Source organism: Enemella evansiae (genome assembly GCF_004362375.1).
GTDB classification, from domain to species: domain Bacteria; phylum Actinomycetota; class Actinomycetes; order Propionibacteriales; family Propionibacteriaceae; genus Enemella; species Enemella evansiae.
On the sequence record NZ_SNXA01000010.1, the window covers coordinates 617,198 to 631,268 of the forward strand.

Sequence of the window (14,071 nt, forward strand, 5' to 3'; positions counted from 1 at the left end):
CCAGAAAGAGAATCGATGCGTTCCCGTCTCTCCGCCCTACTCGTCGGCCTGGTGCTGTTGCTGGTCTCCGCCTGCTCCGCGTCCCCGTCGCCGCAGGCCCAGCCACCGGCGGAGGGCGGCTCGGACGGCGCCTTCCCGGTCTCCATCAAGCATGCGCTCGGCACCGCCGAGATCCCCGCCGCGCCGAAGCGGATCGTCGCTCTCGGCCAGGGGTCCGCGGAGACCGCGATCGCGCTCGGGGTGATCCCGGTCGGCATCGAGGCATACCCGTGGGGTGCCGATCAGAGCGGCCAGCTGCCCTGGATCCGGGAAGCCGTCGAGAAGCGCGGCGGCCAATTGCCCGCACTGATCAAGGGATCCACCGAGCTCGACATCGAGGCGATCGTGGCCGCCGACCCGGATCTGATCCTGGCCAACTGGTCCGGCATCACCCCCGAGCAGTACAAGGTGCTCTCCGATCTGGCGCCCACCATCGCGTACCCGGACAAGGCGTGGAGCACCAACTGGGACCAGCAGATCAAGACCATCGCGACCGCGCTGGGCCAGCCGGCCGAGGGCGACCGGCTGATCGCCGAGATCGACGACACCTTCGCCAAGGCCGCCGCCAGCCGACCCAACTACCGCGACATCTCCTTCGTCTACGCCTACACCAACGGGCCCGGCACGCTGGGCATCTTCCTGCCCGATGAGCAGCGGGTCGCCTTCTTGACCAAGCTGGGGCTGAAGCTGGATCCGGTGGTCGCCACGCTGCCCGAGACCAGCGGCACCGATTCGGCACTGCTCGGGCTGGAGAACGCCAACAAGGTCGCCGATGCCGAGCTGTTCTTCACCTTCTACAGCGATGCGGACACCCGCAAGCAGGTCGAGGCACAGCCGTTGTACGCCGCGATCCCTGCCGTGCAGAAGGGCGCGGTGATCGCCAGCAACGACCAGTCCTTCGTGACCGGTTCTTCGATGATCAACCCGCTGACCGTGCCCTGGGCGATCGAGCGCTACCTGCCGCTGATCGACGCGCAGGCGTCGAAGGTTGCGGGCTGACCTGCTGCGCGGGGCCGCGGGACTGATCCTGCTCGCCCTGCTGGTCACCGCCAGCATCTGTCTGGGTTCGGTGGCGGTACGCCCGGGCGAGGTCTGGGCGGCGCTGCAGGGGAACGCCCCCGAGCAGGCACAGCTGATCATCGACGCCCGGATCCCGCGCACCCTGCTCGGTCTGCTGGTCGGTGTGGGGCTCGCGGTCGCCGGCTGCCTGCTGCAGGGCGTGGTCCGCAACCCGCTCGGCGACCCCGGTCTGCTCGGGGTGAACGCCGGTGCGGCGGCCGCGGTCTGCGCCGCGGTGCTGCTCGGTGTCGGTGGGCTCGCCCTGGTGCCGGTGGCCATCGTCGGCGCCTTCGTCGCGATGGCCGCGGTCACCTGGATCGCCGCGATGGGCGGGGAGCTGACCCCGGTGCGGTTGGTGCTCGCCGGTGCGGCCATCTCGGCCGCGCTGACCGCTGTGGTGCAGGCCATCACTCTGACCCGGCCGGATGTCTTCGATGCCTATCGCAGCTGGGACATCGGCTCGCTCGCCGCGCCGGTGTCCTCCTGGGGCGTACTGGTCGGTCTCGTGGTGCTCGGACTGGTCGGGGCGCTGCTGCTGACCGCGCCGCTGGATGCGCTCGCGCTCGGTGATGAGGTGGCCGCCTCGCTGGGCTCCAATCCGGCCCGGACGCGCTGGCTGGGCGTGCTCTGTGCGACGGTACTGGCCGGTACCGCGACCGCCGTGGTCGGGCCGATCGCGTTCCTGGGGTTGGCGGTGCCGGCGATCGTACGCCGGGTCGCCGGCCACCGGTTCCTGGTCCAGGTGATCGGCTCGGCGCTGGTCGGCCCGGCCCTGCTGCTCGCGGCGGACACCCTCGGCCGGGTCGTCGCCCGGCCGCTGGAGATCCAGGTCGGGGTGGTGACGGCGCTCTGCGGCGCCCCCCTGCTGCTGCTCGTGGTGCGGAGGACGGCATGGCGATGAGGCGCACGGTGACCTGGATCGTCCTGGTCGCGCTGCTGGTCCTGGTGGCCGGGGCGACGTTGGCGCTGGGCCGTCTCGGGATCGGCCCGGCGGAGGTGTTCGCCTGGCTGGGTGGCGATGCACCGACCCGGGTCGCGTTCGTGCTGGAGCGGTTGCGCGGCCCCCGGCTCGTCGTCGCGCTCTGCGCCGGCGCGGCACTCGGGATGGCGGGTTGGCTGTTCCAGGGCCCGCTGCGCAATCCGCTGGCCAGCCCCGACATCATCGGGGTGACCGCCGGCGCGGGTGCCGGTGCGGTGCTCTGCCAGCTGCTCACCCCCACGGTGCCGGTGCAGGTCGGCGCCGTCGTCGGCGCACTGGCCGCGGTGACCCTCACCTATCTGGCGACCGGGACCGGATTCCGCTCGCCGGCGCGGATGGTGCTGGCCGGGATCGGGGTGGCCGGATTGTCGCTGGCGGTGGTGCAACTGGTGGTGGCGATCGTGCTGCGGGACCGGGCGATGGCGCTGGTCGGCTACCTGACCGGGTCGCTGAACGCGCGCGACCCCGGGCATGCGCTGTTGGCCGTGATCGCTCTGGTGGTTGGTTTTCCGATCACCTGGCTGGTGGCCGAGCGGGTGCGGGTGCTGGAGCTCGGTGACGATCTGGCCAGTGGCCTCGGGGCGCCACCGGGTGCCTCGCGGACGGCCCTGATCGGGCTCGGGGTGTTCTGGTGCGCCGTCGCGGTCTCGGTCGCCGGGCCGGTCGCATTCGTTGCGCTGGCCGCGCCGCAGATCGCGCGCCGGCTGGTCGGCATTCCCGGTGAACTCGTGGCCACCGCGCTGGTCGGCGCGCTGCTGTTGTCGGCGGCCGATCTGGCCGTGCAGCAGGCACCGCTGGTGTCCGGACTGCCGGTCGGCGTACTCACCGCCGGACTGGGCGGAATCTATCTGGGTGGCGTACTGGCCACCAGCTTTCGGAGGGCGAATCGATGACGATCCAGGCGAACGCGGTATCGGTCGGCTATCGGGCCGCCCCGGTGGTGCAGGAGGTCTCGCTGCGGGCGCCGGCCGGTTCCTTCACCGCGATCCTGGGGCCCAACGGCAGCGGCAAATCGACCCTGCTCCGCGGTCTGGGGCGGATCCTGCCGCTCGCCGGTGGATCGGTGGAGGTGGCGGGAAAGCCGCTGGATTCCTTTGCGCACAAGGAGTTCGCGCGGGAGGTGGCGTTCCTGCCGCAGTCCCCGGTGGTACCGGATCAGGTGACGGTACGCGAGCTGGTGGGGCGCGGGCGGTTCCCGCATCACGGGCTCTGGCGACCGTGGGCGAAGGGGGACGGTCCGGCGATCGATCAGGCGATGGCCGTCGCCGGGGTCACCGAGCTGGCCGCCCAGCGGGTCGCCGAGTTGAGCGGCGGCCAGCAGCAGCGGGTCTGGTTGGCGCTGGTGCTGGCGCAGCAGACGCCGGCACTGCTGCTGGACGAGCCGACCACCTTCCTCGACATCGCCCACCAGTACGAGGTGCTCGACCTGTGTCGCGACCTGGCCGCCGACGGGCGCGCGGTCGTCGCGGTGCTGCACGACCTGGACCAGGCGGCCCGGTACGCCGACCAGCTGATCGTGCTGGACGGAGGGCGAGTGGCCGCCGCCGGTACGCCCGCCGAGGTGCTCACCGCCGAACTGATGGACCGCGTTTTCGGCCTCTCGGTTGAGATTCTCGTCGATCCGGACACCGCCCGCCCCATGCTGCGCGTCCTGCGCTGAGCCGTTCCTCACGTTCATCGAGTAGCTCGCGCAGCGAGCGTGTCGAGATGAACCCGGTCCCACGGCGGTCGGTACCGGTGCCACGAGCTGAAACCACCCTTCCTGGCGTGAAACCCCTACTGCAGCAGGGGTTTCGCGCATCGTTGGGTGGTTTCACGAACGGGTCTGCGAGGTGCTTGGCCTCGTCTCGCTCGTACCTCGCTCGCTCAGCCGGCGTACGGGGTTCATCTCGACACGCCAGCCATTGCTCCGCTTCGCTGCGCATGGCTGGCTACTCGATGAACGTGCGGGAGGGGTAGGGTTCATCTCGACACGCCAGCCATTGCTCCGCTTCGCTGCGCATGGCTGGCTACTCGATGAACGTGCGGGCGTCAGGGCTGGGCGCGGAGCCAGTGGCGCAGGCGCCAGGTGGCGCGGACGTCGTCCTCGTTGTAGTCCAGCACGCGTTGCCGGGCGGCGGAACGGGCCTCGGGGGTGGGGCCGTGACAGGCTTCGGCGAACCAGGCCTGCGAGGCCAGGCCGCCGGGTTCCTCATCCCGCCAGCGGAAACCGGCGCCCAGGGTCGCCACCACCTTGAGCCCGAGCCCTCGCGTACCGAAGTAGTGGTCCCGGACCACGGTGAACAGGTCGCACCACTCGGCAGTGTGGTCGAGCGCCCAAGCGAGCACCGGATGGTCCGGGGCGGCCGCGGCGAGCCGTTGCACGTGGTGCACCTCGAAGGGCGAATAGTGGTAGACCCGCACCTCGGCCGATCCCGCCAGCTCCCGCAGCCAGCCGAGCGCGCGCACGGCGAGCGCCTGCTCGCCGTCGGCGTCCAGATCGGACCACGCGCTGAACTCCACGAACCGCGGCTCGCTCGTCTCCGCCCCGGGGCGCCGGTCGTGCACCCAGAAGCCCCACAGATAGATCCGGTCGTCGGCGGAGGTCTCCAGGTCCAGATCGACCTCGATCTCCGCCGCCGGCACGTCGATCGGACCGGTGGTGACCCGCTCCAGCTCCACCCCGGCCAGCATCAACCGGGCCCGGCGATGCGCGTTCTCGATCCGTTTCTCGGCCCCCTCGCGGTGCCGCACCTCCGGCAGATAGCGCGGTTTCAGCTCCGCCAGCTCGGTCGCGGCGAGTTCGGTCACCGTCCTGATGCCGAGCCCGCGCAGGACGCCGATCTCGCGGACATCGAGCGGGGTCTTGTCGATCCGCACCGAGATGTCGTCCGCGCCGAGCACCGGTTCGCAGCGCTGCCACCAGGCGCAGGACTGGCACTCCCGGTTGCGGATCGGCTGCACCAGCTGTGGCCCGCCGGCCCGCGCGGTCTCGGCGACCTTCAGCCGGAAGTCGAACTCGTGGTCATAGCGCTCCAGGGCGGTACGCAGCCGCCAGCCGGTGTCGCTGGAGCGGGAGAAGGTACGCACCAGCGGTACGTCCAGCGGGATCCAGCCGATCCCATGCGCCGGCTCGCCGTCGGGGTCGAACCGGTACTCGTCGGTGCCGATCACCCCGGCCAGCGGCGGCTCCGGCGCGGCGTACCCGGTGGACTGCAGCAACCGCCAGTAGTGCGCGAGCTGCAACAGGTATCCGTCGCGGTCGCGCGGCGGTTTCAGCGTGCGCTCCGCCAGCGCCCGCGCCGCGTCCGGGGACGGATGCGCCAGGCGGCTGACCCGGATCGGCGACCGGTCACCGATCCGGGGCTCGGTGAGCCGGCGCCGTTTGATCTGCACCGGGTGGAAGCCGGGCCGGGCGTCATCGGTGTCCGTGCCGCGGACCAGCAGATGCGGCCGGCCACTGCGGTGACCGTTCGGGGGCCCGGGCAGCAGTCCGCCGATGATCAGCAGCGGTCCGGACGCCAGTGCGGCGCGGCAGGCCGCCAGCTGCTCCTCGACTGGCCGATCGGTCAGCGGCCGCAGATCGATCACCGGGCCGCGGGCCTGCCGGAGGATGCTGTCGAGGACCTCATCGACCAGCGACTGCCCGCCGGCGAAGGACTCCCGCAGCGACTCGTCCGGGCGCGGCTCGGGCGCCGCCACACCGGGGCTGTGGGCGTACCAGGTCTTCACCGGGCAGGTCTGTGCCGCCCAGGCGTCCAGCACCAGTGGTGCGGGCACCTCAGGCGACCGCCCGATGCAGCGCCACCACGCCGCCGAACAGATTGCGCCACTCGACCCGGGTCCAGCCGGCCTGCACCATCAGATCGGCCAGCCCGCGCTGATCCGGCCAGGCGCGGATCGATTCGATCAGATAGTGGTACGCCGACGGGTTCGACGAGGCGACCTTCGCCAGCTCCGGCAGCGCCCGCAGCACCAGCTGCTGATAACCCAGCCGGACCGGGGCCGCGGTCGGGGTGGAGAACTCCGCCACCACCAACCGGCCACCGGGCCGGGTCACCCGGCGCATCTCGGTCAGCGCGGCCAGGGTGTGCTCGACATTGCGCAAGCCATAGGAGATGGTCACCGCATCGAAGACGCCGTCGGCGAACGGCAGCGCCAGGGCGTCACCGGCCAGGAACGGCAGATCGGGATGATGCTCCTTGCCGACCTTGAGCATCCCCAGCGACAGATCGGTCGGCACCACCAGTGCACCGGCGTCGGCGAGCGGGCGGCTCGAGGTGCCGGTGCCGGCGGCCAGATCGAGGATCCGCTGCCCGGGCTTCGGGTCGATCGATTCCTGCACCAGCCGGCGCCACCGCCGGATCTGGCCCATCGTCATCACGTCGTTCATCACGTCGTAGCGCTGGGCGACCCGGTCGAACATGGCGGACACGTCGGCGCGGCGCTTGGCGAGCGTGGCGCGGTAGTCGGACTTCGGCACCCGACCACCCTAGTGACCTCGACTCGCTGGCGCTCGCTCGGTCAGCGTGGGGGGGCGAGCCGATTGGTAACAGTTGGCGAAGCGCGGGAGAATCGCAGCCATGGCCAAACCCGAGACCGTTCTCAAGGTGAGCGGGCTGAAGAAGTCCTTCGGTCCCAGCTCCATCGTCGACAACTTCAACCTTGAGGTGGCGGCCGGGGAGGCGGTGGCGCTGACCGGTCGCAACGGCGCCGGCAAGTCGACCGTGCTGCGCATGCTGATCGGTGCCGACAAGCCCAGCGACGGCAGCATCACGGTGCTCGGGGAGAAGATGTCGGAGACCTCGCGGGAGATCCGGCGCAATGTCGCCACCGTGATCGACGATCTCGACTTCTTTCCCGACCTGAGCGTGGTCGAACATCTCGACCTGCTGGCCCGGGCGCACGGCATCGACGACCCGGACGCCGCGGTCGATGAGATCCTGCACGAGGTCCAGCTGGTACCGCAGGCCGGCCAGCTGCCCGGCACCCTCTCCTCGGGCCAGCGGCGTCGGCTCGCGCTGGCCACCGCCTTCGTCCGGCCGCGCCGGCTGCTGGTCCTCGACGAACCGGAGCAGCGGCTCGACGTCGAGGGGGTGCACTGGCTCGCCGATCGGCTGCGTACCGAGCTCGCCAACGGATTGGCGATCGTCTTCGCCAGCCACGAACCGCATCTGGTCGAGCAGGTCGCGACCCGGGTGGTACGCCTCGGCGGCGACCGTGACCCGCTCCGCGAGGACGCCGAGACCGGCGACGCGATCGTGCAGCCCGCCGAGCCCGGGACGAACCAGGCCGGTGCCAAGCAACCGGTGAAACAGCAGCAGAAACCCAAGCAGAAGCCGAAGCCCTCGCACGGACGGAAGAAGCGATGAGCGAGCCGGACCGCACGGTCGACCCGGATCCCGCGATCGAACCCGATCCCCGGGTCGATCCCAGCCCGGCCACCCGGAAGACCTGGTCGACCCATGAGGTGGACGAGCGGGCGCTGTCCCGGCTGGTCGACGACTTCCGCCGCGGCCGCGCGACCAAGACGCTGTTCGAGGCGATCCAGGACGGCTATGTCGTGGTGCTCGCGGTCCTGGTGCTCGGCGGGATGCTCGTCGCGCTGGTGATGCGCGTCCAGACGACCTCGGCCGCCTGCGCCGCCGCCAGCTGCCAGTCCGCCCGGACCCTGTTGCCGTTCGCGGTGCTCGCCGCGGTCCTCGCCCTGGCGCTCGCCACCGCCCGGCTGTTCGGGCCGGTACTGGCCTCGGCCGCCGAGGGGTTCTGGATCTTCGATGCGCCGATCAACCGGTCCCGGCTGCTGCGCGGCCGGTTCGTCAAGGCGCTGGGCATCGCGCTGCTCGTCGGCCTCGCGGCGGGTGCGCTGATCGCCGCCCTGACCGGTTCCACCCCGGTGCTGATCGGTGCCTGGGCGATCGCCACCGGGCTCGCGGCGGCCGCCATGGTCGCCTTCGCGGCCGCCGAACAGGGCCTCGAGCGGGGCTGGATCACCCGCACCGCGACGGTGCTGCTCACCCTGGTCGCGGTCGGTGCGCTCATCATGGTCGTCGGGATCGCCGCCGGCTGGTTCGCGCTGACCATCACCAACGACCGCGAGCTGCTGGTGACCGCGGTGGTGGCGGCGGCCGGTGTCGCGGTGCTGCTGCTCGCCGGCGCGCTGGCGCTCACCCGGTTGAACCGGATCCGCCGCGCCCGGCTGGTCTCGGGCGGGTCGCTGGTCTCCGGGATGGCGGGTGCGATGTATGCCCTCGACCTCGGCCTGGCCCGCGACATCGTCGTCGAGCGGCGGGCGATGGAACGCGGCCACGTGCGGCCCCGGAAGGGCTCCGGGCTGGGCCTCGGCGCCCTGGTACGCCGGGATCTGCTGCGGCTGCTGCGCACCCCCAGCGCGTTCGGGCCGGTGCTCGCCTCGATCGTGGTGCCGTACGCCTGCGTCGCGCTCGGGTTCGGCAGCTTCACCCCGATGGTCTCCGCGCTGGCCCTCTTCGGCGCCCTCATCCCGCTGATGGGCACCCTGCGGGTGCTCACCCGGACCCTCGGCCTGGCCCGCGCCTTCCCGTTCACCGAGCAGGAGCTGCGCCGGGCCTCGCTGATGATCCCGGCGGTCGCCGGGCTGATCTGGTCCGTCGTCACCCTGCCCGCGCTGGCCGGGGTGGGCAGCACCCAGATCACCGACGCCCTCCCGACCGCGCTGGTCACCGCGGTCGCCGGCGTACTCGGCGCCGCCCGCTGGACCGCCGCCAAACCGATCGACTTCGGCAAACCGATGCTCGCCACCCAGGCCGGCGCCATGCCGACCGGCATGTTCGCCAACCTGGTCCGTGGTTTCGAGGTGGTGCTGCTGATCACCGCCCCGCTCGCGTTCGGCGGGCACTGGCTGATCTCCACCGTGATCGCCGCGATCGCGTACTGGTTCGTGATGGGCAACTTCGACATGGACAAGCTGCAGGAGCAGCGCGAGGAGCAGCAGAAGGAGTTGGAGAAGGCCCGGGCCCAGCGGGCCCGCGCCAAGGGCCGGTAGGAATTGGACGAACGTGCGACAATCCGATCATGGACACGAAGTTGCTCGAGGTCTTCCTCGCGGTGGTGCACACCGGCAGCATCTCCGCGGCCGCGCGGCGGCTGAACTTCAGCCAGCCGACGGTGAGCCAGCAGATCAAGGCCCTCGAGCGGGTGCTCGACGCCCAGCTGTTCACCCGTGAGGGCGGCCGGATCGAGCTGACCGCGGCCGGCCGCACCCTGCAGTCGTACGCCGAGTCGACCCTCTCCAGCTGGCGGTTCGTCGTCGAACAGGTCCGCGAGGCGGTGAACCGCGACGATCTGATCGAGCTCGGGCTGGCGTCCTTCCCCTCCGCGAACGCCGCCCTGGTGCCCGAGGCGGTGGCCTCGATGCTCGCCGACGACGAGCGGCTGCGGGTCAAGGTGCTGGACGCCGAACCGCCGGCCTCCTTCGACCTGCTGCGCTCCGGCCAGGCCGATGTGCTGATCACCTTCTCCTATCCCGAGGACGAGACCGGCCGCGGTCAGGTCGAACTGCCGATCCTCGACGAGGAGTTCGTGCTGCTGGTCGCCGACGACCACCCGCTGGCCGATCGCGGGGCGGTGGCGCTGGAGGAGGCCGCCGAGTCGACCTGGATCGGCGGCTGCCCGAAGTGCCGCCAGGAACTGATCACCGTCTGCCGGGAACGTGGCTTCAACCCCGAGATCCTGATGTCCACCGACGACCCGAAGATGACCCAGATCATGGTGAGCAAGGGAATCGGGGTGGCGATGCGCCCCGCGCTCGCGGTGCTCGGTCAGGAGACCCCGGGCATGGTTCCGCTGGGCATCACCAACGGGGTACGCCGCCAGGTGTCGGTGCTGGTCCCCGAGAGCGAGGCCGAGCGTCCCGAGGTCGTCACCCTGCACACCGCGCTCCGCAAGGCGGCCAAGCAGCTCACCACGAAGTCGCCGAAGGTGCAGCGCCAGCGGATCCACGTCTGCTGACCCCACCTCGTTCCGCGCGCGGCGGATTCCCTAGGCTGATTGGGAAATCGGACGAAGGAGTTGGTCGGCGATGACCCGGCATCTGGTGAGTGGCAGCGAAGCGGTCAACGACGGGCTGCGCGGATTCTGTGCGGTGAACGCCGATCTGGTCGCCCTGCATGAGGACCCGCGGTTCGTGCTGCGCGCCGAACCGGCCACCGACAAGGTCGCGCTCGTCTCCGGCGGCGGGTCCGGGCACGAGCCGCTGCACGCCGGGTTCGTCGGCGTCGGGATGCTGGATGCCGCCGTGCCCGGTGAGGTCTTCTCCAGCCCGTCCGCCGATCAGGTGCGGGCCGCGATGCTGGCCGCCGACGCCGGCCGGGGCGTACTGCAGATCGTGAAGAACTACACCGGCGACGTGATCAACTTCGCGCTGGCCGCCGACGAGTGCCGCGACCGCGGGGTCGAGGTGGCGAGCGTGCTCGTCGACGACGACGTGCCGTCCGCGGAGCGGGGGAGTACGCCCGGGCGGCGCGGCACCGTCGCCACCGTGCTGGTCGAGAAGATCTGCGGGGCCGCCGCCGAGGAGGGCCGCCCTCTCGCCGAACTGGCCGAGCTCGGGCAGCGGGTCGTGGACCGCTCCCGCAGCGTCGGCGCGGCGGTGGCGGCCGGCTCCAACTTCACCGCCGAACCCGCCTTCGAGCTGGGTGCCGACGAGATCGAGTTCGGGGTCGGCATCCACGGCGAACGCGGTACCGACCGGATCCGCACCGAACCGCTCGAGGCACTGGTACGCCGGATGCTGGACACTCTCGCCGACGACCTGCCGCTGGAATCACCGGTCCTGCTGGCGGTCAACGGGCTCGGCGCGACCACGCCACTGGAACTGGACGCGGCCGCCGGCTACGCGCTGGCCGAACTGGACCGGCGCGGCATCGAGGTCTCCCGGGCGATCGTGGACGACCTGGTCACCTCACTCGACATGCGTGGTCTGTCGCTCACCGTGCTGCTGCTCGATGACGAACTGCAGCGCTGGTGGGATGCTCCGGTGCAGACCGCCCACTGGCGCGGAACCCGACTGGCCGGCGTACCGGCCGCGCAGCCGAAACCCGCCACCATCACCGCCGACGAGACCACCGCCGCCGCCGCGGAGGAGGAGGGCAGCGAGGCCGCCACCGACTGGATCGACCGCTTCGTCGAGCGGGCCGGTGAACGTGCCGACGAACTCGGCGAACTGGACCGGCAGTCCGGTGACGGCGACTTCGGACCCAACCTGCGTACCGCACTGGGCCGCTACCGCGCCGGTGGTGACGCCTTCGTCGCCCTGTCCCGCGCCTTCGCCGGCGTCGGGGGCACCTCCGGTCCGCTGCTGGCGCTCTGGCTGCGTACCCTCGCCCGCGGCATCGGCGGCGACCCCGGGGCGTACGCCGAGGCGCTGCGGACCGCGGCCGACCGGGTACGCGAACTCGGCGGCGCCGAGGTCGGTGACAAGACGATGGTCGATGCGATGGTGCCGGCCGCCGAGGCCGCCCAGCGGGTCGCGGACGCCGACGGCTCCCTCGATGAGGCGATCCGGGCCGCCGCCGAGGCCGCCGACCGGGCCGCCGAACAGACCTCCGAACTCGTCGCCCGGCGCGGGCGCGGCAGCTACGTCGGCGAGGCCGGACGCGGGGTCGTCGATCCCGGTGCCAGGCTGATCGCGATCTTCCTGGGCTGCGGGGTACGCCCCTGAGTCATCCCTCACATCACCGGTGAACGTCGGTGTCCGCCCGGGCGCCGTCGTAGTCTCGGAGCATGCCCGAACCCTTGCTCGACCCGGCTCTGCTCGAAGAATTCCCGATCAGTCGGCTGTTGGCGGAGCGAGATCGGCTGGGGCGGTTCCTGCTCGGCTACCAGTCCGGGATCGAGGAGGTCAGCACCAAGCTGCGGATCCTGGAGCAGGAATTCCAGCACATGCACGAATACAACCCGATCGAGCACGTCGCCTCGCGGTTGAAGAAGCCCGAGTCGGTGCTGGCGAAGGCGCAGCGGATCGGTTGCCCGCCGCAGCTGGAGGCGATGCGCGAACAGATCACCGACATCGCCGGCGTACGCGTGGTCTGCTCCTTCGTCCGCGATGTCTACGAGGTCGTCGAGATGCTCGTCCAGCAACCCGATGTGACGGTGCTGAAGCGCAAGGACTACATCGCCGAACCCAAGGAGAACGGGTATCGCAGCCTGCACGTCATCGTCGAGGTGCCGGTGTTCTTCTCCCGGGAGCAGCTGCAGGTCCCGGTGGAGGTCCAGTTCCGCACCATCGCGATGGACTTCTGGGCCAGCCTGGAGCACAAGATCTACTACAAGTACGACCGCGAGGTCCCCGGCGAGCTGCTCGAAGGGCTGCACGACGCCGCCGAGACCGCGGCCCGGTTGGACGCCGATATGGAGCGGCTGCACGTGCAGGTGCACGGCGCCTTCCCCGAGACCCGGTACGAGTTCTGAGGGCCGTGGTCACCTAGTGGGGAACGACCCGGCCGGGGAGTGCCACCACTTGCGCTCATCTCGACACGGTCGCTGTGCGACCTACTCGATGAGCGTGGGTGGGGTAGCGGGTCAACCTTCGAGGGCGTCGCGCATGGGGACGAGCTTGGCCATCGATTCGGCGAGCTCGGCGGCGGGGTCGGAGTCGGCGACGATGCCGCAGCCGGCGTACAGCTGCGCGGTGTTGCCGCGGATCCGGCCGCAGCGCAGCGCGATCGCCCACTCGCCGTCACCCTCGGCATCCACCCAGCCGACCGGGCCGGAGTAGCGGCCGCGGTCCAGGCCCTCGAGTTCGCGGATCATCCGGCGGGCGCCGTCGGTCGGCGTACCGCAGACCGCGGCCGAGGGATGCAGGGCGGCGGCCAGGGCCAGCGACGAGGCCCCCGGCCGGGCGACGGCGGTGACATCGGTGGCCAGGTGGAAGACATTCGGCAGTTCCAGCACATAGGGCGCGTCGGGCACGTTCATCCCCGAGCAGTACGCCGTCAGCGCCTTCGCCACCGAGGCGACGGCGTACTCGTGCTCGGCCAGGTCCTTGCTGGAGTGCGACAGGTGCGCGGCCAGCGCCCGGTCCTCCTCCTCGTCGCTGGTGCGCTGGATGGTGCCGGCCAGCACCCGCGAGGTGACCAGGCCCTCCTGTCGCCGGACCAGCATCTCCGGTGAGGCGCCGACCAGACCGTCCACCAGATAGGTCCAGCAGCGCTCGTAGTCGCGGGCCAGGCCGTTGACCAGCCAGCGCGGATCGATCGGGTACTCGGCCTGCGCCAGCAGATCCCGCGCCAGCACCACCTTGTCCACCTCCCCGGCCCGGATCCGGCGCACCGCCTCCGCGACGGCCGTCTCCCACCGCGGTCCGGACAGGGCGCCATCGGCATAGCTGATCTGACCCGGCGAGGTCGGTGGGGTCTTCGGCTTCGGCAGCCAGCCCGGTTCGGGCATCTCACCCGGGCCGAGCCGGGTCAGCCAGCACTGCCCGTCGCGGCGCCCCACCACGAACTGCGGCACCACCAGCACCGCCCGCTGCTCGGTGTGGTCCGGGTCGAAGGTGAAGGACCCGAAGGCCACCGGCCCGGTCCCGCTCACCCCGGGCAGCTCCGACTCGTGCTCGATCTCGGAGACGAACTGGCCCCACCAGTCGTCGGCATCGGCGATGCAGGAGAACTCCTCGCGCGCGATCACCCCCGTACCGACCATGCCGTCACCCCGCCGGATCCAGGCCAGATCCTGTTCCCCGGGCAGCAGCGCGGACAGCTCACCGGGGTCGGCGATGCTGATCGTGCGAGCCGCGATCGGCGGGCGGCGGCGTCCGACCTGCGGACGGGTCGAGGTGGTGTGCGAATGGGCCACCTCGGCAGGATACGTCCATAAAATAGGTCACGAAATCATTGCGTTATTCCGTGGTCATTCGTTGCCCAGCAAGGATTTCCGGTGCCATCCGCCACCGATCGGCCCATTTGGATACCGAGGTGCCCCCTGCCCTAGACTGACGACGATCGTGATGGTTTTCACGAGCCCGCCGTCGTCTGT

Annotated in this window: 11 protein-coding genes and 1 pseudogene; 9 read left to right on the plus strand and 3 right to left on the minus strand. The window is 71.1% G+C overall.

The features are described 5' to 3' along the window. The first annotated feature begins 15 nt into the window (after positions 1–15). The 4 genes from C8D81_RS14250 to C8D81_RS14265 are packed head-to-tail and all read left to right on the plus strand — an operon-like array spanning position 16 to position 3,737. Positions 16–1,038, plus strand: a complete 1,023-nt coding sequence (locus tag C8D81_RS14250) for an iron-siderophore ABC transporter substrate-binding protein (protein ID WP_094405089.1) — start codon at positions 16–18, stop codon at positions 1,036–1,038. Next, positions 1,028–1,999, plus strand: a complete 972-nt coding sequence (locus C8D81_RS14255) for a FecCD family ABC transporter permease (protein WP_094359468.1) — start codon at positions 1,028–1,030, stop codon at positions 1,997–1,999. Before C8D81_RS14250 ends, C8D81_RS14255 begins: the two co-directional genes overlap by 11 nt. An 8-nt stretch (positions 2,000–2,007) precedes the next feature. Beyond that, complete coding sequence (locus C8D81_RS14260) at positions 2,008–2,970, plus strand: FecCD family ABC transporter permease (RefSeq protein WP_208109293.1); 963 nt, start codon at positions 2,008–2,010, stop codon at positions 2,968–2,970. Continuing rightward, a complete protein-coding gene (locus tag C8D81_RS14265; RefSeq protein WP_094405091.1) occupies positions 2,967–3,737 on the plus strand; it encodes an ABC transporter ATP-binding protein in 771 nt (256 codons plus the stop codon). The genes C8D81_RS14260 and C8D81_RS14265 overlap by 4 nt, the downstream gene beginning before the upstream one ends. 371 nt (positions 3,738–4,108) lie before the next feature. On the opposite strand, the gene C8D81_RS14270 is transcribed toward C8D81_RS14265, so the two are convergent. After that, positions 4,109–5,836: a TM0106 family RecB-like putative nuclease gene (locus tag C8D81_RS14270; protein ID WP_133626293.1), complete on the minus strand. Its 1,728-nt coding sequence runs from the start codon at positions 5,834–5,836 to the stop codon at positions 4,109–4,111. Position 5,837: 1 nt separating this feature from the next. Beyond that, complete coding sequence (locus C8D81_RS14275) at positions 5,838–6,539, minus strand: demethylmenaquinone methyltransferase (protein WP_094432739.1); 702 nt, start codon at positions 6,537–6,539, stop codon at positions 5,838–5,840. Positions 6,540–6,630: 91 nt separating this feature from the next. Here C8D81_RS14275 and C8D81_RS14280 point away from each other — a divergent pair. The 5 genes and pseudogenes from C8D81_RS14280 to C8D81_RS14300 all read left to right on the plus strand — a co-directional run. After that, positions 6,631–7,278: pseudogene (locus C8D81_RS14280) on the plus strand (ABC transporter ATP-binding protein); the annotation flags it as partial. 146 nt (positions 7,279–7,424) lie between these two features. Then, positions 7,425–9,080, plus strand: coding sequence for a DUF6297 family protein (locus C8D81_RS14285; protein ID WP_094405095.1), 1,656 nt, complete (start codon positions 7,425–7,427; stop codon positions 9,078–9,080). A 29-nt stretch (positions 9,081–9,109) separates the two neighbouring features. Further along, entirely contained in the window at positions 9,110–10,045 is a 936-nt protein-coding gene (locus C8D81_RS14290) for a LysR family transcriptional regulator (RefSeq protein WP_094359482.1), read from the plus strand. 70 nt (positions 10,046–10,115) lie between these two features. Continuing rightward, positions 10,116–11,756, plus strand: a complete 1,641-nt coding sequence (locus tag C8D81_RS14295; RefSeq protein ID WP_094405096.1) for a dihydroxyacetone kinase family protein — start codon at positions 10,116–10,118, stop codon at positions 11,754–11,756. 62 nt (positions 11,757–11,818) lie between these two features. Further along, a complete protein-coding gene (locus C8D81_RS14300) occupies positions 11,819–12,505 on the plus strand; it encodes a GTP pyrophosphokinase (RefSeq protein WP_094359486.1) in 687 nt (228 codons plus the stop codon). 111 nt (positions 12,506–12,616) lie between these two features. Here C8D81_RS14300 and C8D81_RS14305 read toward each other — a convergent pair whose 3' ends face one another. Beyond that, positions 12,617–13,891 (minus strand): isochorismate synthase, encoded by a 1,275-nt coding sequence (locus tag C8D81_RS14305; RefSeq protein WP_094405097.1) that lies wholly within the window; start codon positions 13,889–13,891, stop codon positions 12,617–12,619. Positions 13,892–14,071: the final 180 nt, after the last annotated feature.